General features: G+C 31.7%; 25 protein-coding genes. 15 read left to right on the forward strand and 10 right to left on the reverse strand.

Going from position 1 to position 24526, the window contains the following annotated elements:
- The first annotated feature begins 17 nt into the window (after positions 1–17).
- Both ACFEL1_RS06310 and ACFEL1_RS06315 read left to right on the forward strand, forming a co-directional pair.
- On the forward strand, positions 18–440 hold the full coding sequence (locus ACFEL1_RS06310) for a hypothetical protein (RefSeq protein WP_342278942.1): 423 nt from the start codon (positions 18–20) through the stop codon (positions 438–440).
- A gap of 96 nt (positions 441–536) precedes the next feature.
- Complete coding sequence (locus ACFEL1_RS06315) at positions 537–1865, forward strand: MFS transporter (protein WP_375330838.1); 1329 nt, start codon at positions 537–539, stop codon at positions 1863–1865.
- Here ACFEL1_RS06315 and ACFEL1_RS06320 read toward each other — a convergent pair.
- Genes ACFEL1_RS06320 through ACFEL1_RS06335 form a run of 4 tightly spaced genes read right to left on the reverse strand, consistent with a single transcriptional unit; the run spans position 1845 to position 3206 of the window.
- Positions 1845–2510: an HD domain-containing protein gene (locus ACFEL1_RS06320; protein ID WP_342278940.1), complete on the reverse strand. Its 666-nt coding sequence runs from the start codon at positions 2508–2510 to the stop codon at positions 1845–1847. The genes ACFEL1_RS06315 and ACFEL1_RS06320 overlap by 21 nt on opposite strands.
- Positions 2511–2546: 36 nt before the next feature.
- On the reverse strand, positions 2547–2768 hold the full coding sequence (locus tag ACFEL1_RS06325; protein WP_342278939.1) for a hypothetical protein: 222 nt from the start codon (positions 2766–2768) through the stop codon (positions 2547–2549).
- Complete coding sequence (locus tag ACFEL1_RS06330) at positions 2737–2913, reverse strand: hypothetical protein (protein WP_341763002.1); 177 nt, start codon at positions 2911–2913, stop codon at positions 2737–2739. The genes ACFEL1_RS06325 and ACFEL1_RS06330 overlap by 32 nt, the downstream gene beginning before the upstream one ends.
- A gap of 23 nt (positions 2914–2936) precedes the next feature.
- Positions 2937–3206 carry a hypothetical protein gene (locus ACFEL1_RS06335; protein WP_341761970.1) on the reverse strand — a complete coding sequence of 90 codons (270 nt, stop codon included), beginning with the start codon at positions 3204–3206 and terminating at the stop codon, positions 2937–2939.
- A gap of 843 nt (positions 3207–4049) precedes the next feature.
- Between ACFEL1_RS06335 and hflK the strand changes: the two genes are divergently transcribed.
- From hflK to ACFEL1_RS06355, 4 genes are read left to right on the forward strand one after another with little or no spacing between them, the layout of a single operon-like run.
- Positions 4050–5117, forward strand: coding sequence for an FtsH protease activity modulator HflK (gene hflK / locus ACFEL1_RS06340; protein WP_341763004.1), 1068 nt, complete (start codon positions 4050–4052; stop codon positions 5115–5117).
- 6 nt (positions 5118–5123) lie between these two features.
- Positions 5124–5981 carry a protease modulator HflC gene (hflC, locus tag ACFEL1_RS06345; protein WP_341755183.1) on the forward strand — a complete coding sequence of 286 codons (858 nt, stop codon included), beginning with the start codon at positions 5124–5126 and terminating at the stop codon, positions 5979–5981.
- A 25-nt stretch (positions 5982–6006) separates the two neighbouring features.
- A complete protein-coding gene (locus ACFEL1_RS06350) occupies positions 6007–7575 on the forward strand; it encodes a Do family serine endopeptidase (RefSeq protein WP_375330839.1) in 1569 nt (522 codons plus the stop codon).
- Positions 7576–7591: 16 nt separating this feature from the next.
- Positions 7592–8350 carry a rhodanese-like domain-containing protein gene (locus ACFEL1_RS06355; protein WP_342278938.1) on the forward strand — a complete coding sequence of 253 codons (759 nt, stop codon included), beginning with the start codon at positions 7592–7594 and terminating at the stop codon, positions 8348–8350.
- 368 nt (positions 8351–8718) lie between these two features.
- On the opposite strand, the gene ACFEL1_RS06365 is transcribed toward ACFEL1_RS06355, so the two are convergent.
- The 4 genes from ACFEL1_RS06365 to ACFEL1_RS06380 all read right to left on the reverse strand — a co-directional run bounded on the left by ACFEL1_RS06365 (position 8719) and on the right by ACFEL1_RS06380 (position 13675).
- Positions 8719–10389, reverse strand: coding sequence for an IS1634 family transposase (locus ACFEL1_RS06365; RefSeq protein WP_375330840.1), 1671 nt, complete (start codon positions 10387–10389; stop codon positions 8719–8721).
- A gap of 321 nt (positions 10390–10710) precedes the next feature.
- On the reverse strand, positions 10711–11328 hold the full coding sequence (gene rpsD, locus ACFEL1_RS06370) for a 30S ribosomal protein S4 (RefSeq protein ID WP_375330841.1): 618 nt from the start codon (positions 11326–11328) through the stop codon (positions 10711–10713).
- A 275-nt stretch (positions 11329–11603) separates the two neighbouring features.
- Positions 11604–12893, reverse strand: a complete 1290-nt coding sequence (locus tag ACFEL1_RS06375; protein ID WP_375330842.1) for a DNA recombination protein RmuC — start codon at positions 12891–12893, stop codon at positions 11604–11606.
- Between the two features lie 8 nt (positions 12894–12901).
- Positions 12902–13675 (reverse strand): LicD family protein, encoded by a 774-nt coding sequence (locus ACFEL1_RS06380; protein ID WP_341763007.1) that lies wholly within the window; start codon positions 13673–13675, stop codon positions 12902–12904.
- Between the two features lie 88 nt (positions 13676–13763).
- On the opposite strand from ACFEL1_RS06380, the gene ACFEL1_RS06385 reads away from it, so the two are divergent.
- The 3 genes from ACFEL1_RS06385 (at position 13764) to ACFEL1_RS06395 (ending at position 15929) form a co-directional block, all read left to right on the forward strand.
- Positions 13764–14819 carry a mannose-1-phosphate guanylyltransferase gene (locus ACFEL1_RS06385; protein WP_375330843.1) on the forward strand — a complete coding sequence of 352 codons (1056 nt, stop codon included), beginning with the start codon at positions 13764–13766 and terminating at the stop codon, positions 14817–14819.
- Entirely contained in the window at positions 14816–15352 is a 537-nt protein-coding gene (locus ACFEL1_RS06390; RefSeq protein WP_341761978.1) for an NUDIX hydrolase, read from the forward strand. Before ACFEL1_RS06385 ends, ACFEL1_RS06390 begins: the two co-directional genes overlap by 4 nt.
- A gap of 283 nt (positions 15353–15635) precedes the next feature.
- The gene (locus tag ACFEL1_RS06395; RefSeq protein WP_342278933.1) at positions 15636–15929 is read left to right on the forward strand and encodes a transposase; all 294 of its coding nucleotides are present in this window, start codon (positions 15636–15638) and stop codon (positions 15927–15929) included.
- A 211-nt stretch (positions 15930–16140) separates the two neighbouring features.
- Here the strand turns inward: ACFEL1_RS06395 and ACFEL1_RS06400 are convergent, their stop codons facing one another.
- The gene (locus tag ACFEL1_RS06400; protein ID WP_341761982.1) at positions 16141–16794 is read right to left on the reverse strand and encodes a nucleoside 2-deoxyribosyltransferase; all 654 of its coding nucleotides are present in this window, start codon (positions 16792–16794) and stop codon (positions 16141–16143) included.
- Between the two features lie 633 nt (positions 16795–17427).
- On the opposite strand from ACFEL1_RS06400, the gene ACFEL1_RS06405 reads away from it, so the two are divergent.
- The 4 genes from ACFEL1_RS06405 (at position 17428) to fabG (ending at position 21603) form a co-directional block, all read left to right on the forward strand.
- Positions 17428–19221: a tetratricopeptide repeat protein gene (locus ACFEL1_RS06405; protein ID WP_375330844.1), complete on the forward strand. Its 1794-nt coding sequence runs from the start codon at positions 17428–17430 to the stop codon at positions 19219–19221.
- A gap of 2 nt (positions 19222–19223) precedes the next feature.
- Positions 19224–19664, forward strand: a complete 441-nt coding sequence (locus ACFEL1_RS06410; protein WP_375330845.1) for a hypothetical protein — start codon at positions 19224–19226, stop codon at positions 19662–19664.
- Between the two features lie 170 nt (positions 19665–19834).
- On the forward strand, positions 19835–20875 hold the full coding sequence (recA, locus tag ACFEL1_RS06415; protein ID WP_375330846.1) for a recombinase RecA: 1041 nt from the start codon (positions 19835–19837) through the stop codon (positions 20873–20875).
- A gap of 2 nt (positions 20876–20877) precedes the next feature.
- Positions 20878–21603, forward strand: a complete 726-nt coding sequence (gene fabG / locus ACFEL1_RS06420; protein ID WP_342278895.1) for a 3-oxoacyl-ACP reductase FabG — start codon at positions 20878–20880, stop codon at positions 21601–21603.
- A gap of 171 nt (positions 21604–21774) precedes the next feature.
- Here fabG and ACFEL1_RS06425 read toward each other — a convergent pair whose 3' ends face one another.
- Positions 21775–22593: a YihY/virulence factor BrkB family protein gene (locus ACFEL1_RS06425; protein WP_342278894.1), complete on the reverse strand. Its 819-nt coding sequence runs from the start codon at positions 22591–22593 to the stop codon at positions 21775–21777.
- A 451-nt stretch (positions 22594–23044) separates the two neighbouring features.
- Between ACFEL1_RS06425 and ACFEL1_RS06430 the strand changes: the two genes are divergently transcribed.
- Together ACFEL1_RS06430 and ACFEL1_RS06435 are read left to right on the forward strand one after the other, a co-directional pair.
- Entirely contained in the window at positions 23045–23419 is a 375-nt protein-coding gene (locus ACFEL1_RS06430) for a helix-turn-helix domain-containing protein (protein ID WP_341747243.1), read from the forward strand.
- Positions 23420–23558: 139 nt separating this feature from the next.
- Positions 23559–24248 (forward strand): RNA methyltransferase, encoded by a 690-nt coding sequence (locus ACFEL1_RS06435; protein ID WP_375330847.1) that lies wholly within the window; start codon positions 23559–23561, stop codon positions 24246–24248.
- Positions 24249–24526: the final 278 nt, after the last annotated feature.

Consider the following 24526-nt stretch of genomic DNA (forward strand, 5'->3'; position numbering starts at 1 on the left):
CCACACGCTAAAGACATATGGGTTTTACGGCGTTCTTTATAAAACAGACTTCCACTACCCCTGAGGTAATACCACAAACTGTGTCCCAAACTATGCCCCAAACTGTTGAGCAGGCAAGGAAACACTACGCTATTTCTAGCAATAATGTTGATAGCCAAAATATTATTGAAGCAAATGATGCAATAGCTGAAAAAGTAAAAGAGCTGAATCAGCTGGAAGAGATACATCAACAGCTACTCTGCAAGGAAGATAGCTTAAAGTTAGAAGTGATGAATTATATGCAATTCCATGTTTACCTAAAAAAAGGTGATCATATTCTTGTATCGTGGAAGCATGCTACCCACAAAACCTTTGACCTACCAAAGTTCAAAGGTGATTATCCTGAAATATATAGTGAATATGTCAAAGAGGTATCTCCTAGACTATTTAGGCTTTATTAAATATTCGGTGATATTGTCAACTGAAAATTATTATTTCACTTTTAATATTATTTTTTCTTGCTATCATTAATAGTCAAGCTATTGATGGTAAGAAAAATGATAGGGTATCCTCAAGAACAAAGAAGTTTAAACAAAGAACAAAAAGAAGCTGTGAGGTTACTATCAATAGGCACATTCCTTGAATATTTTGATTTGATGATTTACGTTCATATGGCAGGGGTTCTTAATGAATTATTTTTTCCCAAAACTGATCCACACACTACTGCTTTGTATTCTGCAGGTGCTTTTTGTACAACTTACCTACTTAGACCATTAGGGGCTTTAATATTTGGATGGATAGGTGATAATATAGGGCGTAAATCAACAGTTATCATCACAACTTTCATGATGTCATCTGCTTGCGTTGTTATGGCTAATCTTCCTACTTACGAACAAGTAGGAATCGTAGCGGTTTGGATAGCGATTATCTGCCGGGCTGTTCAAGGTATGTCTTCTATGGGCGAAATAGTAGGGGCAGAACTTTATTTAACTGAAATGCTTGCGCCCCCAATACAATATGCAAGTGTTGGATTGATAGGGGCTTGTGCTGTCCTAGGAACAGTAGGAGCTTTGGCAATTTCTTCACTTGTTGTTTGTTATGGTATTAATTGGCGTATAGCATTTTGGATTGGTGCAATAATTGCATTTGTTGGTTCTGTTGCAAGAAAAAAACTTAGAGAAGCCCCAGAATTTGCCGATGCCAAACGTCGAATAAAGAAAGTTTTTAAAACAACTAATACAGATATAAATATTTTAAAAAACGATCCTATTTGGCAAGAAAAAGTTAATAACAAAACTGTAATAGCTTTCTTTTTACTACAATGTGCCTTACCGGTATGTGTTTATTTTATTTATATATATTGTGGTAATATTTTAAAAACTAGCTTTGGTTACACAGTACCCGAAATTATTAAGCATAATTTTATTGTTTGTATAATGGAGTTGTTAATCACATTAATATTATGGTATTTAAGTTTAAAAGTATATCCATTATTAATCATAAAAATTACACTGCTAATATTTTCTATTTTTATGATATTTTGTCCGTATTTATTGAATAATGTTAATTCTCCTTATCAGTTATTTTTTATTCAATTTTTTATAGTCTTATGGAAACAATGCTTAAACCCTGCTACTCCTATTTGTTTAAAAAGCTTTCCTATATTTAAACGTTTTACCTATGCTAGCATGACATTTTCTGTATCTCGTGCTATGATATATGTTATTAGTGCTTTTGGTTTTGTCTACCTTGTTGAGTGTTTTGGCAATTGGGGAATATGGTTTATTATAATTCCTATAATCATTGGTTTTACTTACGGATTATTGCATTTTGAAAACCTGACGAAAATAGCTAAAATCATCCACTCAAAAAACTGTATAGTCTAGAGCCGGTATGGAGTTAATAGGCAAATTTTTGTAACATAGATTTACTAATTGTTGCTCGGCTGTTGGTATTTCTAAGCGAATACAAAGAGTTATAAAATATCCTATAGTTTCCTTAACTACCTTCAGTGCCTTTTCAGGTGATCTAGCTCCTAGAGTTTGTAAGTTGTGAATGCGATCAAAAATTTTAATCAATGCTACATCATATTTTTCTTGTTGAATTAATAAATCTAGAGTCTCTTTAGCACTAATCTTGCCATAAGGCTTGATTCTTGTTAGAGCTTCCACTTGGCTAGCAATTAGACTCCCAAAAATTTGAGTAATCATCTCTTCGGTAAGTTTTGTATCTTCGATCGTGTCGTGTAGTAAACTGGTAACGATCATGTTAGTGTTAAACAATTGGTGAACTGCTTGAGCTGTATAGCTAGCAAACATATAAGCTACTTCAATCGGGTGTGAGTAACATGGTTCACCTGATTGCCGCATTTGACTACCATGATATTTCTTAGCATAATAGATAGCTTTGATAATTTCTCTGATATCTACTGGGTGAGTTACTTTTTCATTTAGTGAAATCAATTTACTAAGTAACTTAGCAGAATATTCGCAAGATTTAAACTTTATCTGCCAATTTTCAATATCTTCCATAAAATGCCTCTTTCGTTATTTTAATTCTACATTAAATTAAATAAAATATTTTCTACCCCTAGTTTTGTTATGGCTTTCTAGAGTCTCAGTTAACAGCTCTTCTACTTGATAACTAATATTTTCATTGTCATAATCTGTGAACTCTATTATTATTTTGCTTGTAATTTTATTATTAAACTCTAGAAGTCTCACCAGTGTTATTACTCCTTTATCAGTAATATTATTGCTACCAATATCCACTTGCTTTACAATTTTCATTATTTGTTAGAACTCCTGCCAGTATATCCGCCCCTTCATCACCAATATCATTGCCTATAAGACTTATTTGCTTTATGGTTTTATCACTTGCTAGAAATTCAGCTAGTATGATTAGCCCCTGAACACCTAATATTATTAAACCCAATATCTATATTAATCACACTATGATTATTCTCTAACGGTTTGAAGCATAGTTAGTTCCTCAAGGTCAATATCGTTGTTGCAAAGACGTATTGCGGTTATAAGCTTATTATCTTCTAAAACTTTGCTAAGTATTTCAATTCCTTCTAAACCTATACGAACTGCGATAAATTCTATATAAGTTATATTATTGCTCTGCAAAACTCCTTTAAATATTTGTGCCGCAATATTAATGATATTATTTATTTTTTCATTTGTAAAATTATTTTGTGGTTGATTTTTAACATCGTTAGTCATAAAATTAACTCCTGTTTTTTGTTTTGCGAAAAATAGACACTGAGGTTAGATTGTAATTTGTTCGATTGTCTTCTAACCTCGGTGCTGAACACCACACCACGTAGTATCATCTTGCATGAATACAATTATTTTTCCGCAGAGTAAAGGGAATTTTTTAAGTTTTTTAGAATAATGTTAATCTAGTAACAGTCGCTAAAATTGTTATTATAGTTTTTGATGGTTAATATTTTTGTTGTTCTGAACTTTCAGTGGAGTAGTTTTGGTTATTGTATTTTTAGGAAGATGAAATGAACTGGTGTCATATATCTAGGCTCTGAACAAAATTTAAATTACTCTATTTTAACTTTTTAGCTGCAAATTATAAGATTTTTTTGAAATAGGATTAACTATTATGGCAAAAATCTTACTAACTTTCGACAGTTATGCACTCCGGTGTTCGACACTCGTACTCCGAGTAGCAATTTAGTTTTGGGAAATGGTATAAGTTCATAGTTTAATCCCCACAATCCATACCTCATCAGGGTTTTACTATTGCAAGAGGTAGGTCAGATGTGATTACAATAGAGGATCAAACACTGCTTACAATTTACACTCTACTTACTTCAGGAGTAATTTTAGCATTAATCTAGTAGTAGGTTCATGTAGTTCTAGTACTTCTATATTTTCATAAGCCTCAGATGCTAGAAATGTTATAATACAGGTGTTGATTTTTTAGTAACGAGCCTTGACGCGGTTAGATATACAAGATATAATATATGTACTAAATTTTTTTATCAAATAGTATTAGTGCTAACTATATTTAGTGATATAGTATACAAATTAACAAAATAGCAATAGCAGAAAATGTTTAATCGAATATATACTCAAGTTCTAAAAAAATCCCCTTGGGGAGATTCTGAAGAGGAAGAAAAAAGTGAATATAATATATTTACTAGACCAAGGAAAAAAAATAAGTTTAACCTTAATGATTTCTATAATAAGTTTGGCTTCAACAATAACATAATGGTGTTAGTTTTGTTGTCGTTAGTTGCTGTTTGGTTTGCCTCCGGAGTTTATGAAGTTAAGGAAGGAGAGGAAGCTGCAGTAATGAGGTTTGGTAAGTTCGTTCGTAAAGGATTCCCTGGTTTGAATTATCACCTTCCCTTACCGTTTGAACAGGTAGTAGTTGAGAAGGTAAACCAGTCTCGCCGAATTGAGATCGGCTATAGATCAACAAGTAGCCTTAGGTCTAATATGGACAACACCAAAGCTGTGGCTGCTGAAAGTACTATGCTTACTGGCGATGAGAATATTGTTGCACTAAATTGTGATATAATGTGGCATATTACTGATTTAGAAAAATATATTTTTAATATTGTTAATCCAGAAGATTCTGTAAAAACAGCTGCTGAAAGTGCTATAAGAGAAGTTATAGGCAATACTCCTATCTCTTCGATATTATCAGACCAAAAACAAGAAATCACTAATAAGATTGAAGCTTTAACACAGAAAATACTTGATCATTATAATGCTGGTGTTGGTATTGAGAAAGTGCAGTTACTAAAAGCTGAACCGCCAGCTGAAGTAATTGATGCTTACAGGGATGTACAAACTTCTAAAGCTGATAAAGAACGTGAGATAAATCAAGCACAATCCTATAATAATGATATTTTACCTAAAGCTAGAGGGCAGGCGGCTAAAATTGTTCAAGAAGCAGAAGGTTACAGACAAGAGGTTATCTCAAGAGCTGAAGGAGACAGCAAAAGGTTTGCTGCTGTATATACACAATATGTTGCTAATAAGTCAATAACTAAGGATCGCCTTTACTTAGAAGCTATAGAAAATATTCTAACGGATACCAGCAAAGTTATTATGGGTACTAATGGTGTTTTGCCACATATGGCAATTCAGCAAAATAAAATTAAGGAGTAGTGCTGGATGAAGACAATTTATTATATAAGTTTCGTAGTTTTCGGATTATTATTATCAGTTACCAGTGCTTTATTTACTGTTGATCAACGCCATTCCGCTGTGGTATTTCAATTTGGTGAGGCAATGAGGACCATTGAAAGTCCAGGATTAAATATAAAGATTCCATTTATTCAAAATGTTGAATTTTTTGATAAACGTATCTTAAATGTAGAGGCAGAAGCAAAAGAGCTAACTGCTTCTGATGGAAAAAGGGTAATCGTAGATGCTTTTGCCAAATTTCGTATTGTTGATCCTGTGATGTTTTACAAAACTGTACATAACTACCAAGGTGTTAAAATTAGACTTAATAAAAACCTAGAATCTTCAATGAGAAAAGTTATAGGTAGATTACCTTTGACTAGTCTTCTTACAAGTGCAAGGTCTGACATAATGTCAAATATCTTAAATCAGGTTAATGAGGAAGCAAAGAATTTTGGACTTGATGTAATTGACGTTAGAATCTTAAGAGCTGATTTACCGAAGGAGAATAGTGCAGCAATTTATCGCCGCATGCAAACTGCTCGTGAAAAAGAAGCTACCCAAATAAGAGCTGAAGGCCAAGAAGAAGGGGCTCGCATAAGATCAAGAGCTGACAAAGAAAGTAAAATATTACTTGCTGAAGCTTATATGCAATCTCAAATCATAAAAGGTGATGGTGACATGGAGGCAGCTAAGATATATAATCTTGCTTATTCTGTTGATCCAGAATTCTATAAATTTTATAGATCCTTGGAAGTATATAAAAATACTTTAAAGAAAGATGATACTTCTTTTGTGTTGTCTCCGGAAGCAGAGCTATTTAAATATCTAAATTTGGGTAAATAGGATGACTAGTAATTAGGTAGATGATATGGTTCAAAATATTTGTAAGTTTAACAATTTACTAAGGTATTTAATTAAGTATTTAATTGCCACTTTTCTGATGACTATGTGGTTGGCATCTTCTGTTTTTGCTAAAGATATTCAGTCAAGCAAAATTACTCCTGAGGAATCTAGTAATTTACAGTCAGTGCCAATAAAGATACCTGAATCCCATAATTATAGTTTTGCAGACATTGTTGAGCCACTTATTCCAGCTGTGGTAAATGTGTATACAGTACAATATAACCAAAAATCAGAAGATTCTCATAAAAAGTCTTTCGAGCGTTTTCCATTTGATCATTTTAATGAACTTTTGGAGCGTTTTAATCTACCTTTTGATTTTGATGAGATGTATTCCAATCCTAAATCTGTTCCCCTTGGCTCTGGTTTTATTATAGATCCTACAGGTTTTATTGTTACCAACCATCATGTAGTTGCAAATACAGATGAGATTCACATAAAATTAACGGATAATAGGGAGCTATCAGCTAAATTGGTAGGTAGTGATAAAAAAACTGATCTTGCTCTTTTAAAAATTGAGATTGAAACTCCTTTGCCTTTTGTAAAATTCGGTGATTCCAGTAAAGCTAGGGTAGGAGATCAGGTTATTGCTATTGGTAATCCTTTTGGTAGACTTGGAGGAACAGTAACTGCTGGTATTATATCTTCAAAGGGACGTGATATTGATAACACTAACGGTATAGTAGATGATTTTATACAGACTGATGCGGCTATTAATAATGGTAATTCCGGTGGACCAATGTTCAATATTAATGGTGAAGTTATAGGAGTCAATACAGCAATATTTTCACCTTCTGGGACTAGTATTGGTATTGGATTTGCTATTCCATCTAATACTGCTAAATCAATTATTGACCAACTAAGGCAAAATGGAAAAATTAATCGCGGTAGGCTTGGGGTAGTAATTCAAGAAGTAACTAATGAAATAGCTGAAGGGTTTGAGTTAAAAGAAGCTTCGGGAGCGTTAGTAGTGGAAGTACAAAAAGATGGTCCAGCTGATAAATTTGGTATAAAACCTGGGGATGTGATAATAGAATTTGCTGGACAACCGGTAAAAAATTCTAGGAGATTGCAGGTAATGGTTGCTGAAACTACCGTGGATCAAGAGGTAAAAATTATCGTTGTACGCGATGGCAAAAATCAAGAATTAAGTGGCAAGATTAGTAGTGAAGAGGATATAGAAGCTAAAAAAGTAAACGACAAGGTAAGCGATAAAACTTCTGATAATAAATTTTCTGTTGTGAAAAATAATGTTACTTTTAGCAATTTAACAGATAATCTTAAACGAAAATTTGCCATTAAAAGTAAAGTTGAGGGCATTATTGTAACTGATATCGCAAAAGATGGAAAAAATTATGGTTTTAAAATTGGTGATTTAGTAATAGCGAGCAATCAACAACCTATAGCTTCTATAGATCAATTAAATGTATTGTATGACAATGCCCAATCTATTAAAAAGCAAAATATAATCTTGTTGGTACAGAGACGGGGTGTTTCTATGTTTATAGCCTTGCCAGTTACCAAATCTGAAAATTAGTAGTAATGAAGTCAGTATGGATAATGATTTTAAAATAGCAGTATTAAGTTTTTATAGTTTTACTAACCTAGAAAACCTTGAGATTTTGCTGCCAAAGATTTTACTTATTGGTAAAAAAAGAAGAATTAGGGGTACTATTCTTTTAGCTCCAGAAGGATTTAATGGTTCAATTTCTGGGACAAAAGAAGAGGTAAATTTTTTAGTAGATGAAATTATAAAACTTACATCTGCGGAAGATGTAAATATTAAAATAAATTATTGTGATATCCATCCTTTTCAAAAATTAAAAGTAAAGCTGAAAAAAGAAATTATTGCTATGACAGTTGGGGATCTTGATATTGCAAATCTTAAAGGAGAGTATATTGAACCAAAGGACTGGGACAAGTTTATTAGCCAAAATAATGTGGTATTAGTAGACACTAGAAATGACTATGAGGTTTGTGTAGGTACTTTTAAAGGGGCTATAGATCCGAAGACAGAAACGTTTAAGCAGTTTCCCAAATGGGTAGAGCAGAATAAAGAATTACTTGCTGGAAAAAAAGTAGCAATGTTTTGTACTGGTGGGATTAGATGCGAGAAATCAACAGCCTATTTGAAGAAACTGGGTTTTAATGATGTGTACCATCTTAAAGGTGGTATTTTACAATATTTAGAAGTGACCCATAATCGTAATAGGTTATGGCAAGGAGAATGTTTTGTATTTGATGACAGAAGAGCTGTGGCAAGTGACTTGTCACCAGCTGAAGGGCATTGGTTGGAACGTGGTAATCAATAGATATCTTTGGCAAACTCTACTTCTGTTGGTAATTTATTCATGCTCCCGGTACTCTGCTCCTCACGCACATTTGAGTACGCTGCGGGTCGAGGTTTCGTGGCTTCTTTAAATCCTTGCGCATAAGCGAGTTTCGAAAGATATCTAATAAGCTATTATAGGCAGGATCAGATTTTAATATGAATTGTCATCCCAACATAGGCTAATATCTAAAAAAATAGCCTAGAAGGATGTGTTAAGTATTATAGCCCCCTGCCTACATGGTGATAACATGGCGAGTAAGCTCCCGACTTCCGCATTTTTTAATAAGGCATAAGCTTAGAAGGCTCATAGTGCTAGGATTTTTAAAATTTAGGCACAACATTATTTTGTTATTTTAAATATATTTCAGCATGGTCTGAACGCTTGATGTTAAAGGTTTTATAGATTTTTCTAGCTTCGTTTTTTATTGCACTTGGTAGTCTATAAAGATCACCAGTCTTTGTATGTCTTAAGATTGAAGCCTGTACTGATATTAATAATTCAACGATGTTAGTTACACTGATCTTTTGGGTCAGAGCAACCTTGTATTCTATAGTCTTAAGCACTGCAAAACTCATATAACACATCGCTATGTGTGCTTCTATCCTTTGTTTAGTCCAGTGAAAAATTGGACGCATTTGTAAATTATGTTTATTGATTCTAAATTGCTCTTCAATTACCCATAATCTAGCATATTTTGCTATTGCTTCATGTGGAGTTATAGTCTGGTCATTGGTGATTACCCCATGCATGCCATCCCACAACGCATCCTGCTCTATCTTCTCTGCGTCAATATAGCTCTTGCCATTTTCACTAGAAGTATATTTTTTTACTCCACTATTAGATATAAGTTTTTTAGTACTACCAGACTCACCAATAGTCTTATTAATTTTATCTAAAATTTTTTGTCGCTCCTGTGCATCATTAATAGCCCTTTTAGATTTATAACTGGTAATTAGACGTTTACCATCATGCTCTAGATCGGCAATCCAAGTAAGATCATTGCCTATAACAGTAGGCTTATAGTTTTCCTCTGATAATATTTCTTCTTTCTTTTCTTTCTTGAGTGTTTTAAGCTTTGCTGCCACAATATAACGATAACCACCTTCATCGAGAGCTTGCAAGTTAGCTTTACTAAACATTGCACGATCAGCAATAAAACAGACATCTTTAACTTTAAGATACGCTTGCCAGCTGTTAATTGATTTAATTAAGGTGCTAACTTCTGCGGTATTACCACTAAACAGCTCATAGCCAAGTGGTAATCCATCCTCATTAGTTGCTAGGGCAAGAACTAGTTGGGTAGTATTAAAGCGATGATCTTTACTATAGCCAAAGGCTCTTAGCTCATCTATTTCTACTGATTCAAAGTATAGTGTAGTAACATCAAAAAATACTAGGCTAATCTCTTTATTAGGAATCAGGGTTAGGGTGTTTTTAAAGCATAATTCTTTAATTTTAGGTATTTGCTCATGTAATTTGTCCATCATCCGATAAGTAGCATCTAGATCATGATGCTGGTCAAATTGATCGCTTAAATACTCAACTATCCCTTTTTTACTATCTGGCCTTACCATGCGGGCTAACACTAAATCCTTCAGCATCCCAGCGTCACGTTTCCTTGCTAGTAACTGGTTAAAATGCATTTGATCATAAACATGCCCTCCTATTTGATGCACTCCTTCAACAACTCGCTTGACTTCTACAACCTCATTTAGTTTTACTTCATTAACAGGTAGAATATCTTTTAACTGCTTGTTAGTTGGACGACCTCTTTTAACCTTGTTAGTATCATCAGTAAACAAATTCCCCTGCCCAGTTGCAGCTTCTCTCTCAGCTTTAATCTTGGCAATCAAATCTTGTGCTAGGGCAACTAATTTAGCTTCTTCTACTTCATCTACGAAGACTCCTAAATGACGTACTATACGCTGTTTGACGTTACCTTTACTATCACGATAACCTTCCACTATTTGAATAGATTGCCTTGGACTATTAGGAGTTTTTTTACGACGTATGTACATATTAGCCTATAAAATATGGTGCTATATTCAATTAATTAAATAATAAACAACATCGCAGTTAAAGTCAATAATAAAATATCTACTAGGCACAACAGAACGAGAGTACCACTTCACCTCCTTACTAATGCCACTTATAACAACTAATATCAAAAAATCTGCGGAAGGCAGGATCAGATTTTAATATGAATTGTCATCCCAACATAGGCTAATATCTAAAAAAATAGCCTAGAAGGATGTGTTAAGTATTATAGCCCCCTGCCTACATGGTGATAACATGGCGAGTAAGCTGCACCGAAGCAGGGATGATATTTAGTCTCTTAATTATCTTGAATAGAGTTCAACTACTAAATGTACTTCTGGTTCAAATGGGTACGGAACATCAGAAATTACTGGGATTCTGACAAACTGACCAGACAATGAATTGGAATCAAAAGTTAAATAGCTTGGTACAATTTTTCCTTGTTTACTAGCTGTCTCGAGTATTACAGGGATTTGTTTTGCTGATTCCTTTAGCTCGATGACATCTCCTTCTTTTAGTCTTATACTTGGGATATTAACCTTTTTACCATTCACTTTAATGTGACCATGGGTAACAAATTGTCTTGCAGCAAAAATCGTTGGTGCAATATTCATTCTGTATATAACAGCGTCAAGCCTTCTTTCCAACAGGGCTATAAAATTTTCACCCGTATTGCCTTTCATTTTTTGTGCGAGAGTAAAAGTATTTCTAAATTGCTTCTCGTTAATTCTACCATAATGGCATTTAAGTTTTTGTTTAGCCTTCAAATGTATACCATAATCAGAAGTTTTAACCATACTATTCTGACCATGTTGACCAGGACGATAATTTCTTGTATTGAAGGCATCTTTACTATCGCCCCACAGGCTTACACCAAGTCTTCTGCTAGCCTTATATTTAGAATTAATAATTTTTGTCACGCTCTATGTCTCATAATTTTGATATCATACTGACGTCATTATGACGTTAATTTAAGTATACTCTTCTGCTTTGAAAAATTGTTTTTTGAAAATATCATGGATTCGCATGCGTAACTATACTATATGTACGCCTAACATGCTCACCATTCATTTTCAAATCCAATTCTTCAAATCATTTAAGTATATACATTTTAACAATTAAAGTCAATTCCTCATTTTTTGAAATTATGGAAGTGTCTGCGAATTCCTCAACATAAGCAAATTATACAAGAGGTCTATTCTAATTCCTTGATTTTATCGGATGATTCGAGCAACTGGGCATCAATAATTTCAGATTTTGATGAAACAAGCTGATAACGCTCTATAGGATGCTGAATTGTTTTGTTACCAATATCTATGCCTAATTTTTGAATATTCCTAGCCTTAGATAAAAAATGTCGATTAAAAGAAGCGGCAAATTTATCATAATTATTGACTATATGCTGAATATTATTGCCAAGTTTCTGCGAATGCTCCGCTAACGAAGCAATAGAGGTCAATAATTTTCTTACCTCTTCTATAATTAATTTGTGATTTTCTGACCGTCTATAATCTGAAATTTGGAATTTAGCAAATGATAGTATATTCATAAGTCCTGCTGGACCAACTGGGAAAATATTGCTTTTCCAAGCCTTGTATAAAAAATTATTATCTGCAATCAGAATTTTTTCAATTGCTTGTTCAGTAGGGACAAACATCAAAGTAACTATATTAGAAAAATGTTCTTTTTTATCTTGGAAACTAACTAAAATATTTTCCGCGTAATCTTTACTATTTAAGGATTTTAAATGATTATTCATGGTTTTACTAAGATTAGAACTATCTGGCTCTAAATCTACTAAAAACTTTGAAGCTTTTGCATCTATAACCATTAAGTTACCAGAAGGTAAGAAAACTAGGGCATCTGGTCTAAGTTTTAAATTATCGGTAGTTGTCACAGAATATTGTATGATAAAGTCTAAATTAGAACGTAGACCTGATGATTTTAGAATGTTCTCAAGAGTAATTTCAGCAAGTAATCCAGCTCCAGATGGAGAAAGAAGGGATTGTTTAATAATGTCTACTGTTCCTTTAGATTGTTCGATATCCCTACTTAATGACCCAACCATGTTTATTAAACGTTCAAACTCGTTATTAAATTTGCTTGTTGCCCCCGAAATATTTTTTTCTGATAATTCCCTTGCTTCTTGATTTTCCCGTCTATGAATTTCAATTAATTGTTTAGACAATTCATTACCAAGATCAAATAAAGCATTTTTTGCCGATGCATATGACTCCTGTCTTGCTTTATCTGCTTCAGTTATCAATTGATTCTGATAGTCTACTTTACTAGATAATTGCTCAATTTTTTGGATATAAGAAATTTTCTCTTGCTGCAAAATTTGATTCTGCTTATTTGCTTCTAAATAGTTATTTGATAGAAAGCCTAATTCTGCATTTAATTTGGTTGTCTTATGATAAAACCAAGCAAATAAACCAAATAAAACAACAAGTCCGGTAGTAAGCAATAATGGAATATAACTCATTGATAAGTTTACTCTTTAGTTAGTAATTTCGGAATTACCCGGTCTTCTAAAGGACCAGTTGGCATAGCTGGCTTTAATAATTTGGGAGTTAAAATGAATTTAGTCTTTTGTTCAATAGGCGAAAGAGTAACAAAATAACTATGCGGTTGCTGAATTATCCCGTATTTATCCCATTCTGGATATTGCCTATCTAGGTTAGCTTTAAATTCATGAGGACCATAAACTTCAATCTCACCAAATTGATATTTCCTCAGTGGAAATACTTCGTTAATATAAAAGAAATCATTAGGAAATCTACGTAACGTTCTGAAATTAGCATATATAAACATGTTGTCTTTTGGGCGAAAAATAAAAATATCTATACATACCTTGTTGCATATAGTGTAAAAATCTTGATGAGAAGTTTTATAACCCAACTCGACAAAATCTGTTAGTATATCTTGTAACCTTATTTCATCAGCGTGCATTACGCCAATATCTAAGTCATCATCAAAAGGTATGATGCCTTTATGCCTTGCTGCCCCAAGAAGTGTACCACTTGTAATCCAATATGGTATGTTATGTTTAGTCAATATCTCATGAGTATCTTTCATTAATTGGTACAATCTTAGGGCTTTGTTTTCACTAATTGTATATTTCTGTACTTGTTGGTCGGTAGGAGTTACATATCTCCATTTGTGATCATAAAACTCTACATAGCCTAGGTAAAAACCATAAGTAATTATAAGTACTCCAGCTATTTTAAAGAAAAGCTTATTAGTTTTTTTATGATTTTTGTGCATATATATTTCCCATGTTTATTTTAGTAGACTTTTTTAAAGTTATAAACTATAAGTTGCTTTAGTTAGATAATTATATAATTAATAATATATGAAAGTAAAAGCAGTAATTATGGCTGGTGGTCTAGGAACTAGATTATGGCCATTATCACGACAGATGCAACCAAAACAATTTATAAAAATATTTAATAATTTGAGTTTAATACAAAAAACTTTGATTACAAACAGAACTTTAGGCAAACCAACTTTAATAATTGCTAAGGAATATGAATTAATAGCAAAAGAGCAACTTAGAGAGCTAAATATAGAAGCAGACTTAATAATAGAACCTATACCTAAAAATACAGCTTCATGTGCAATTATATCAGCTATTCAAGCAAAGAATAACGGTTATGATACGATCATACTCCTGCCTTCTGATCATTATATACATGATATTGATAAGTACCTAATTACTATTAATGAATCTTTGAATTATGTCGCAAAATTTGGTATTTGTACTATAGGGGTTAAGCCTAGTTTTGCAAATACCGAATATGGTTATATTAAAATAAATAAGTTATTAGCAGATAGAACTTACAACACCCAACAATTTGTGGAAAAACCTACTTTTCAACAAGCACAAAATTATCTAGCAAATGGCAAATATTTTTGGAATTCAGGAATTTTTATTTTTAATATAGATTTTATTTTAGAGCAAGCTAAATTATGGCAAAAAGCACTCTTTAAACATGCGTATGATGCATATTATTTTGCAACCAAAGATTATAATAATATAACACTTGCTTTAGAACCATACCTACATATTACCCCAATTTCTTTAGACTATGCTATAATCGAAAACATTAGTCAAATGATTATGATAGAAGCCAATTTTAGTTGGAATGATATTGGCAATTGGCATTCTTTATGGCAAATACAAAAAGAAGATATAACGAATAATTACTGCGAAGGCGATGTTATAAACATTGATAGTACAAATTCATATATTAGTTCTAATAATAAGCTTACTGCTGTAATAGGAGTTGATAATATAATAATTATTAATACTGAGGATGCTTTACTGATCGTAAATAAATCAAGAGTTGAGAAAATAAAGCAGCTTGTAATGGAAATGACAGAGATGGGACGAAAAGAGGTATTATGAACTTACATGAAAATATAAAGAATTATGTCAGCAATTTTCAAGAAGAATATGAATATAAAGAAAGGATGTTGGACTTTCTAGATAATTGTAAAAATCCATTTAGTAGGGAGACAAAAGAAGGACATTTTACCGGTTCAGGATTCTTGCTTAATTCTAATAAAACAAAATTCTTACTGATGCATCATCGTAAGTTGGATAAATGGTTGCAACCAGGAGGACATTGTGATGGTAATAATGACATTTTGGCTGTAGCAATTAAAGAGGCACAGGAAGAATCCGGTATTTTAGAGATTGAACCGGTTTCTAGACAGATTTATGATATAGATGTTCATCTAATTCCTAGTAATTCTATAGACCAAGAACATTATCATTATGATGTGAGATTTTTATTAAAAACCGTTTGCAACGACTATTTTGTAAAAAATTCTGAATCAAACGAATTACGATGGATAGAATTTGCTTCTAATTATCAAGAACTTGTGCTAGATAATTCAGTAGAAAGGATGATAAAAAAGTACACTCTTATGCTTTGAAGAATTGGCTTCGTAAATATATACTGCTATGATTTCAAGAGTTGGTAGACGATAGTATAACTTCAAGAAGAGCTAGGAATGTCAAAGTTGAGCAGCGGAGCGTACATGAGTAACGGAGCAGCGGAGATATTTAGACACGACGACGCCAATTCTTGAAGTTCACCGAGTATACTCTAGATTTTGACCATTAAGAAAGATTGAGTCTATAATAGGATTTGTGTAAGTTGCAAAAAAAGCAGTAAGAGATTACTGTAAAAAGAAGTAAATAAAACAAAGGAAAATTATGGCTAAAGAAATAGATAAAGATAAAGAAAAATTAAACATAAATAATCAGCTAGTAGAAGAGTTGTTAGCAAAAGCAAATCCGTCAGAAGTATTTGGTCGGGATGGATTATTCCAAAAATTCAAAAAACAAATAGTCGAAAAAATATTGGCAAGTGAGTTGTATCATGAATTGGGCTACTTAAAACATAGTAAAGTAGAAAAAGTAGATAATAATCGTCGTAATGGTAGCTATGAGAAGACAGTAATTGATGATGATTTAGGTCGACATTCCATCTCCATAGTGTTAGATTAGGTACTTTATCATATTTAAAAAGAAAAACTTTAGTTAATGGGAATATTAAAATAATTACCAAATTCTTATATGATAAATTTGGTATATATCGAACTATAAGTTCTAAGGCTCTTAACAGCAATTATCTTTTTAAAAAAATTAAATATTTTTATCTGTATTTTATATCAATAAAAAATATTATTGTTATACTATTTTCAATAGTCCGTCTTGACTAGTACATATCTAAATCATTAAGTATATGAAAGTACTTATCTAGCATTTTCTTATCTAAGTTATCAGGCAGCACTAATGGCGGTGTAGCAAATGCTTCATCTAATGCCTTAATAATAGACTGAACCATAAAAAGAGATAATGCTTTGGATATACTGTGTGCATCACCTGAATGTTGCTTATATAAATCTTGGTATTTTGGCACTATATCCTCAATTATGACAACTTTAGTACGCGGATAATTTGACATCATCAGATTCCAAGGATCACCCTGGGTTCTTTTATGATCTCCCCCCAACCTAATATCACTTCTATATAATACTGCAGGTTTATTTAAAAATTTACTATGAATAAATTCCACTACTGTACCAGAATCTGGATCTGAACCGTCAAAACTAAATATGCCTCCATCAGCTTCTTTTACAGATTTTAAATCATTATTTTTTATGTGTTGAGCATGGATATCCCTTTGTTCTAAATTTTGAGGTAATATACATTTATACTTACCACTAGATGCCTCCTCTAGGGCTAAAGCCAAATATAAATTACCTATAAGATCCTTATTAGTAAATAAGGGACCTGCGAAATACAAATCATAAGATTTTTTAGTTACATTTTCCTTAGAAGATGCTACTGAATTCACATGATTGATCATATATTAAAGTCCTATGTTAGTTATGAATAAAAAACAATTTATGATCTAGACTGATTTGTCAAGATAAAATTTCCAGTAATTTTTTCAGGGCAGTTTAAAAGTCCCGACTAAAGTTATGACTTTTAAACTGCCCTGTAATTTTTTCCTATTGCATTTGATAGTTTATAACTTACTATAACAATTTACAAGCTGTTAATTGTATCATATATGTTGTAAATATATTCCATCAATTTCAATGTGATAAATTGTACAGCAAGTTTGCAAATCAGAATGCCCTCGTTAAATGAGGAGTTTGACGATGTCATTTACACTCCTGATAAATAATACTGCTCAAATCACTAGTTACGTTGGGATAAGGTTATAATTTAGAGGTCTATCGGCGTTATACATGTCAAAAATCACCATAAGGGATTATTTATACGAACTTTGAGATTGTAAAGATGCTCTACTGATACTAGGCTAGTGGAATTTAGGTTCAGAATTAGCAAACAAACTTTCCTACTTTTTAATGATTTTTATTATTAATATTCAAATTTAAGTTGAGTTATTTTTGCTTATTCTTTATAGTTATTCGTAATAATATGTTTTATACGTACCGTTAGGGCATAATTTATTTTTCAACAGTTTCATTATATGAAAAAATTTTTAACATTATTCATATTACTAATTATTTATAGTAATACTTTTGCTCAAGAACAAGTATCTAATTTAATCACTCCAGTTAGTTATTTTGTCAATCATGAGCAACAACTTAAAATCCTTGATGAGCATTTAAATAAATATAGACAAGCAAGTATAGTTGGTACTAGTGGTATAGGTAAAACTCAGTTAATTAGGATGTATAGTTATGAGAATAAAAATAATTATGATCTAATTTGGTTTTTTGATTGTAACCTAGACCTTAATGAACAATTTGTTAAATTAGCAAAACAACTCAATATGGTTAAACAAACTAATATATCTGAAGAAGTTGCTTTAGCAAAAAAAGAAGTAATATCATATTTAACTGCTACTAATAAATGGTTATTGGTGTTTGATAATTTAAAAGTTAATGAAAATAAGAAAGTGCAAGATTTAATTGATTGGGAGCATAATGGTCAGGTCGTGTTTTGTTCGCAAGATAATGAAAAGTTATCTAATATTATAGCAATGCCCCTACTTGATGTGTCTACTATTGTAGCTTTAGCTAATAACTTATTAGACAATAAAAATAACAATAATATCGAATTTTTAACGCAATCTTTTAGTGGTTATCCAATATTGATAGTGCAAGGAGCTCAATTACTTAACAAAGTTAAAGGTTTAGATAAAGAGGAATATAAAAAGAAAATTTATCAATCGACTGATAAAATAGCAACAAATATTAGCATGGCTATTCAACAATTAAATCCTAGTGCAGTAAAATTACTTAATAAAATAGCTTTACTAAATAACCAAAGCTTCTCGAAACAGCTTCTTAGCACCATTACTGATCATAAAGATACTTTAGATGATGATATATATCAATTATCTAAATCTATGCTAATCAGTAATATTGATCCTAACAAAGATAACCCTATTTTTGAAATGCATGATATAGTTAGCAATAAAATAATGGAACTAAATGGTGATAATAATAAAATATATTTAGAAAATATTATTGCCAAATTACCTAAATTTAAAGGGTCTTATTCAGGATATTTATGGAAAACCTCACAGACTATACTAGAAAATTTAGAAATTCTTCTCAAAAATGCCGAGAAATATAATATTAACATACATGAGATGCTTAGTTTAAGAAGTGAATTATTTTCTCTATATGTAAACATTTGTAATATTAGCAAAGCCGAGCAAATGCTTGATTGGTTTAATCAAAAAGATAAAGAATTTAAATTGTGGCAAATGTCTGAATCCCAAAAATTGTGTTATGCTAGGTATTTAGGAATAATAGGAGCATATTATCATAGAATATTAAAAAATTTTGAAACCTCTATTATTTATTATACTAAATCGTTAAAGGTTTTAGATAAACTTGGTGAAGAAGTGAATTATTATATTAAATTGAATGTTCTCTATAATATATCTATGGCTTATATAGTTTTAGGTGAAATTAAATTAGCTGAAGAATTTCTTAAAACGATAGAAAAACTAGTAAAATTAGGAGGAGTAATACAAGAAGATGAAATATATACAATATATACTGTAAAAGGTATATTATTTGGAAGGCAAGGTCAATATAAAGAAGCTTTAAAGTGGATAGATAAAGTTATTGAAATGTTTATAAAAAATGGATTGCATATTAATGACCCATATGCTGTAACAATTTATGTGTATAGAACAGAGATATTGAGTTTTCTTGGTAGATATCAAGAAGCTTATACTCAAGCCCAACAGATATATGATATGTATAAACCTCTCAAGCATAAGGATAATGAAGTATTTACATAGAAATGGCAAGAAGTGCATTAGGTTTAGATAAAGTAGATAAAGCTTCTGAATACATCAATAAACCTATCCACATGTTGTTAGCACTGGAAAACATAACCCCTGAGAAAACAAATTATTCTAAAAATCCAAGCCTAGCAGCTGGTTATATAGTACAAGGTGATATTTTGTTTGCTCAAGATAGGTTTGAACAAGCCATAGAATCTTATAAAAAAGCGTTTGTTACATATCATTATTTATATGGGGATAGAAGTAAAAATATTGCTCAAGTAAGTACGTTATACAATAAAGGAGCAAAGGCTGCTTGTAAAAGTAAAGATTTATATAATTATAAATTCTTTGGTAAGCCACAAATTAAGGAGTTTGGCATACATCATCCTAATACCGTTGATATGCTTGAATATTGTAAACAATATAACATGGATTTGTGGGTCAAGAACAATTAAACATTAAGGTTGCTGTTGACAGATCAGCTTTAGGTTAAAGAATAGATTCTTTTAATTTTTAGTTGCAATTTTTAAATCACTATGATATTAATATTTGTAATTATTTTACTGGATTTTCCTCGTATGTTACTTTATAAATTTAATTTAATTTTATTAAGCTGATTCTAGAAATGAACGTTATAGACAAAGAAAGAGCATTGCTTGCTGCACTTAGCCAGATTGAAAAAAGTTACGGCAAAGGTTCTGTCATGAAACTTGGTCAACGCCCTGCTGTAGACGTTGAGGCAATACCAACAGGATCTCTAGGGCTTGATTTGGCACTCGGTATAGGTGGTTTACCTAAGGGAAGAATTATTGAAATTTTTGGACCGGAAAGTTCAGGAAAGACCACTTTAACTCTACATGTAATTGCTGAAGCACAGAAGAAAGGTGGTACTTGTGCTTTTATTGATGCAGAACATGCTTTAGACCCAGCATATGCCAAAAAACTTGGCATAAATATTGACGAGCTTATTATTTCTCAACCAGATACTGGAGAGCAGGCACTTGAAATAACTGATACTCTAGTACGTTCTGGAGCTATTGATATGGTCGTTATAGATAGTGTTGCTGCTCTTGTGCCTAAAGCAGAGATTGAAGGGGAAATGGGTGACTCTCATATGGGGTTACAAGCTAGATTAATGAGCCAAGCACTTAGAAAACTCACTGCATCAATTTCAAGAACTAATTGTATAATTATTTTTATTAACCAAATTAGAATGAAAATAGGCGTTATGTTTGGTAGTCCAAAAACTACCACAGGTGGTAATGCTTTAAAATTTTATGCCTCAGTAAGGCTAGATATTAGAAGAATTTCAACAATCAAGGATAAAGAAGATCTAGTAGGAAGCCAAACTAAGATTAAAGTTGTTAAAAATAAAGTCTCTCCACCGTTTAAAACGGCAGAATTTGATATAATGTATGGTAGTGGTATTTCTAGAGAAAGCGAGATAATTGATCTTGGTGTTAAATTTGAAATAATAGAAAAATCAGGTTCTTGGTTTTCATATAATGACACTCGTATAGGTCAAGGTAGAGAAAATGTCAAACATTACCTAAGAGAACACCCTGCTATCTGCTCTGAAATAGAACAACTAATTCGTCAAAAGTCTTCTCATAATACTAGTGTTACTTTTGATAGCGAAACGATAACTATAGAAGAGGAAGAATAGAAATGATAGATTTAACTGCTAAAAAATCTCTAATTACTGGAGCATCTGGGACAATTGGTGGTAGCATTGCTAAGCTATTCCACTCTCTTGGTAGTCATGTGATAATTAGTGGTAGTAACCAAGAGAAATTACAAGAACTTGCAAATAACTTAAAAGATAATTATACGATAGTACCATGTAATCTAGCAAATATTGATGAATGTACTAACTTGGTGTCTAGTCTTGAACAAATCGACATTTTAGTTTGTAATGCCGGAATCACTAAAGATATGCTGGCAATAAAAATGTCCAATGAAATGTTTGATCAAGTTATAGATATAAACTTAAAAGCTAGCTTTATTCTAAATCGTGAAGCGATAAAGAAAATGATGAAAACTCGTTATGGTAGAATAATTAACATATCATCTGTGGTTGCAGTTTCTGGTAATCCAGGACAGGCAAATTATTGTGCTTCCAAAGCTGGTTTGATCGGTATGACAAAGTCTCTAGCAATTGAGGTAGCAAGTAGGGGTATCACAATTAATGTAGTTTCTCCTGGTTTTATTAAATCAAACATGACTGATAAATTAAACGAAGCTCAAAAAGAGGCTATAATGCAAAAAATTCCTCTTAGAACTTTCGGAGAAGCCGAAGATGTTGCAAACGTAGTAGCTTTCCTAGCAAGCGACAAAGCTTCCTACATCACCGGTCAAACTATCCATGTTAATGGTGGAATGTTGATGATATAATTGAAGAAGTGAAATTATGAAATGGAGCGATGCCTATTGTAATAGGCGAGCGAAGACGATGCTACCTACTTCTCATCAATTGACTATAGTAGTAAACTATTGTTCGTGCATGCACGCCTCAAAGTTTTGCGATAGCTTTTCTTGAAAGCGGAAGAGTATACTCTTCTGCTTTCAAGGATATTCTCTTAGTAGGTAATTAAATTCTGCACCATATATAAAAATCATGTTAATAATATAAAAAAATATTAAAGTCACTATTATACTACCAAGTGAACCATATATTATACTTAATTGGTTATAATATATTATATAGGTAGATAATAAATATCCACTTATCACCCATAAAATTACCGTTAATAAAGCTCCAGGAACTACGTCTGTAAAATTTAATTTTGCATTAGGGATTATATAATATAGTGATGAGGAGGTAATAAATAATGAGCAGAAAATGATAACATATCGAAAAAGGGTTAAAGTGTGCTTATGTTCTTCTATCATTTGTAAAATAATCGGTAGTTTTGTTAATATTATTGGTACTATAATGAGAATAAGCATGGCAAAGGTAATGAATATACTGATTACTAAAAACTGTGCTATGCTAAGTAATCTTCGCCTTATGTAGGTAGGAGGAGATTTTATCTCATATACCCTATTTAAAATTGTTCTTAAACATTCAACAAAAGATGAAGCCGTCCAAATACTTCCCATTATCGCTAAGGTCATTAGACTTTGAGGAGGAGTTTTTCCAAGTTCGTTTATCCTAGTTTTTATTGAGTCAGTAGCCAGTTCTGGCATACTCTCAAGAAGAATAGTAATAAAATTCTTTCCCAGTTCTGATGCTCCAACAAAACTTGTTAGTGCTAATAAAAAAACTAAAAAAGGAAAGATTGTTAGGAGTACCATAAATGACATATACCCTGAATGTTCAACACCATCATGTTCAATTGTTCTAAAGGCTGCCTGATATAGGCATTTTATAATTCTTTTCATCAAGTAACTTTCTTTTGTTTTATATAATCATTCAAGTATATATATAAAATTCAACATTATCACTTTTTATATTAAGTATATTTTTTAACATTCTGCAATAATTCTTTAAATATCCTAGTTAATTCTATGATTTTAATTTTTTAGTCTTATTCTATCTAGAATAGTAAAAAAAGGTTAAAAAAATACGATAAAAATGAAATTATAATTTACAAGGTTGCTAAGTATCTATAAGATCAGTATAATTATATAATAGTTAAAAAATATTAAGCACTACTTGTACATAAACAAAAAATATAATCAATACTTACTGATAGTAGACAGTTTACATGTGGGTATTCCTATGTGAATTGTTGGCTTTCTAGGTTATATAATATATGACAGTAATCTTTTTATTTGTTAATAATCTATTATATTCTTAAAATTTAATAGTTCATGCATAAGGGAGTTAATTATGGTACGAAGAAATGACTATATACAAAAAGTTGATCAGTTTATAGGTGGGAAAATCTATTCTCTAAGGCTTGCCAAGGGGTTGTCACGTCAACAACTTGCAGAGGTAATAGAGGTAACACATCAGCAGTTACAAAAATATGAAAAGGGTATTAATAGAATATCAATAGGTAGGTTGGTTCTTATTGCTAAAGCATTAGATAAAAATATCGATTATTTCTATCAAGGTTTAGAAGATGCTGACAATGTCGAGCCTGTACTTACTCAACATCAGCGTATGTGTATAGAAGTGTCAAGGAATTTTATGAAAATTCGTAACTCAGAACATCAGCAAGCAGTTAATGCATTGATACGTTCTTTGATTAAAGAAGATTAGATAAAATAAAAAAATCATTGGCTCATTATGAAACTAATAGTTGACAGAGATGAAAGAGTATAGTAATTATATACGAGTAGTTAGTAGGAATTAAGTAGCTATTTAGAAGAAAATAATTACATATTAATCAAAGATATTTATGCCAATTATTATTTTAGTAGCACCTCAAATGGGTGAGAATATTGGTGCTGCTGCTAGAGCAATGAAGAATTTTGATGTTTCAGAGTTGAGAATCGTTTCACCTAGAGATGGTTGGCCGAATGAACAGGCACGTAATATGGCGGTATCAGCGGTAAATATCATAGATAATGCTAAGATTTATGATAGTTTGGAAGCAAGTATAGAGGATATTGATTATTTATATGCAACAAGTTCAGCAACACGTAATATCAATAAAAACTATGTTCTATCAGAGCATTTAAGTCAGGATTATCCTACAGGTCTTAAAGTTGCCATCATGTTTGGTCGTGAAAATTGTGGTTTGCGAAATAGAGAAATTACTTATGCCCATAAAATTATTAACATTAATACAGGGGGGTTTAGTTCTCTTAACATTGCACAGTCAGTAATTATTATATGTTATGAGCTATTTCGTAATAAACAGCTGAGAATAAATGTTAGTAATGAACAGGACGTAGTATCAAAAGGAGAGTTAGGATATTTCTTTGAACATTTGTTTACTGAATTAAACAAAAAGAATTTCTTTAAAGTGCCTGAGAAAAAATTACACATGACTCAAAATATTATGAATATTTTTACTCGTATAGATAAATTATCTAGTACAGAACTACAAACTTTAAGGGGAATAATTACAACCCTAAGTTCATAAAAATAACTAATCTAGTCAATGTTGTTAAAAACTCGTTGCTTTTATAAAAAAAATAGCTATAGTTCCACTTGTTGCTGCTTAATAGTGAAAGTACCCCAATTCGGGATAAGAATTAGTTAATTCTTATTCCGAATTGACTTTAATAAAGGAAAAATGCATTCATTAAAGCGGTTTTACGAATGCATTTTAAACCTTTCTAAAGCTAAAAACATGATTTTAAAAGATTAAAATTATGTTTTTAGTAAAATATTAATTTAACAATCAGATGCAGAGTCGTC

This window comes from Candidatus Tisiphia endosymbiont of Oplodontha viridula, from assembly GCF_964264865.1.
Taxonomy (GTDB): domain Bacteria; phylum Pseudomonadota; class Alphaproteobacteria; order Rickettsiales; family Rickettsiaceae; genus Tisiphia.

Coding starts and splice junctions, on each gene's coding strand:
- ACFEL1_RS06310 (WP_342278942.1), top strand. CDS start 18: ATGGGTTTTACGGCGTTCTTTATAAAACAGACTTCCACTACCCCTGAG.
- ACFEL1_RS06315 (WP_375330838.1), top strand. CDS start 537: ATGATAGGGTATCCTCAAGAACAAAGAAGTTTAAACAAAGAACAAAAA.
- ACFEL1_RS06320 (WP_342278940.1), bottom strand. CDS start 2,510: ATGGAAGATATTGAAAATTGGCAGATAAAGTTTAAATCTTGCGAATAT.
- ACFEL1_RS06325 (WP_342278939.1), bottom strand. CDS start 2,768: ATGAAAATTGTAAAGCAAGTGGATATTGGTAGCAATAATATTACTGAT.
- ACFEL1_RS06335 (WP_341761970.1), bottom strand. CDS start 3,206: ATGACTAACGATGTTAAAAATCAACCACAAAATAATTTTACAAATGAA.
- hflK (WP_341763004.1), top strand. CDS start 4,050: ATGTTTAATCGAATATATACTCAAGTTCTAAAAAAATCCCCTTGGGGA.
- hflC (WP_341755183.1), top strand. CDS start 5,124: ATGAAGACAATTTATTATATAAGTTTCGTAGTTTTCGGATTATTATTA.
- ACFEL1_RS06350 (WP_375330839.1), top strand. CDS start 6,007: ATGGTTCAAAATATTTGTAAGTTTAACAATTTACTAAGGTATTTAATT.
- ACFEL1_RS06355 (WP_342278938.1), top strand. CDS start 7,592: ATGGATAATGATTTTAAAATAGCAGTATTAAGTTTTTATAGTTTTACT.
- ACFEL1_RS06365 (WP_375330840.1), bottom strand. CDS start 10,389: ATGTACATACGTCGTAAAAAAACTCCTAATAGTCCAAGGCAATCTATT.
- ACFEL1_RS06375 (WP_375330842.1), bottom strand. CDS start 12,893: ATGAGTTATATTCCATTATTGCTTACTACCGGACTTGTTGTTTTATTT.
- ACFEL1_RS06380 (WP_341763007.1), bottom strand. CDS start 13,675: ATGCACAAAAATCATAAAAAAACTAATAAGCTTTTCTTTAAAATAGCT.
- ACFEL1_RS06385 (WP_375330843.1), top strand. CDS start 13,764: ATGAAAGTAAAAGCAGTAATTATGGCTGGTGGTCTAGGAACTAGATTA.
- ACFEL1_RS06390 (WP_341761978.1), top strand. CDS start 14,816: ATGAACTTACATGAAAATATAAAGAATTATGTCAGCAATTTTCAAGAA.
- ACFEL1_RS06395 (WP_342278933.1), top strand. CDS start 15,636: ATGGCTAAAGAAATAGATAAAGATAAAGAAAAATTAAACATAAATAAT.
- ACFEL1_RS06400 (WP_341761982.1), bottom strand. CDS start 16,794: ATGATCAATCATGTGAATTCAGTAGCATCTTCTAAGGAAAATGTAACT.
- ACFEL1_RS06405 (WP_375330844.1), top strand. CDS start 17,428: ATGAAAAAATTTTTAACATTATTCATATTACTAATTATTTATAGTAAT.
- ACFEL1_RS06410 (WP_375330845.1), top strand. CDS start 19,224: ATGGCAAGAAGTGCATTAGGTTTAGATAAAGTAGATAAAGCTTCTGAA.
- recA (WP_375330846.1), top strand. CDS start 19,835: ATGAACGTTATAGACAAAGAAAGAGCATTGCTTGCTGCACTTAGCCAG.
- fabG (WP_342278895.1), top strand. CDS start 20,878: ATGATAGATTTAACTGCTAAAAAATCTCTAATTACTGGAGCATCTGGG.
- ACFEL1_RS06425 (WP_342278894.1), bottom strand. CDS start 22,593: ATGAAAAGAATTATAAAATGCCTATATCAGGCAGCCTTTAGAACAATT.
- ACFEL1_RS06430 (WP_341747243.1), top strand. CDS start 23,045: ATGGTACGAAGAAATGACTATATACAAAAAGTTGATCAGTTTATAGGT.
- ACFEL1_RS06435 (WP_375330847.1), top strand. CDS start 23,559: ATGCCAATTATTATTTTAGTAGCACCTCAAATGGGTGAGAATATTGGT.